Source organism: Achromobacter sp. SIMBA_011, from assembly GCF_046535435.1.
Lineage (GTDB): Bacteria > Pseudomonadota > Gammaproteobacteria > Burkholderiales > Burkholderiaceae_B > Achromobacter > Achromobacter dolens.
Genome location: NZ_JAWRWN010000106.1, coordinates 1 through 378, shown reverse-complemented (window position 1 = coordinate 378; position 378 = coordinate 1). Strand labels below are relative to the sequence as shown.

Genomic DNA, 378 nt, shown 5'->3' with positions numbered 1-378 from the left:
ATGGCTGGGGCAATCCGGACGAGCGCGGGCAGGCCATTCGCGAGCTGAACCGCAATGAGGTGTTCCGCAAGGCCGTGACCTCCGCCATTGACCGCAAGGCAATAGGTGACTCGCTGGTGAAGGGGCCGTTCACGGCGATCTATCCCGGTGGCATTTCCTCCGGCACCAGCTTCTATGACCGCAACTCCACGGTCTATTATCCCTTCAATCTCGAAGCCGCCAAGGCAGCCCTTGCGGAGATCGGCCTGAAGGATACCGATGGTGACGGTTTCCTGAATTTCCCCAGGGAGACGCTGGGCGGACGCAACGTCGAGATCATTCTTCTGGTCAATAACGGCTACACCACGGACAAGAGCATCGCGGAAGGCCTTGTCGGCC

1 protein-coding gene is annotated in these 378 nt (G+C 60.1%); it reads left to right on the top strand.

The features are described 5' to 3' along the window. The coding region (locus SB816_RS30130) for an ABC transporter substrate-binding protein (protein ID WP_410548008.1) at positions 1–378 on the top strand (378 nt) is incomplete at both ends.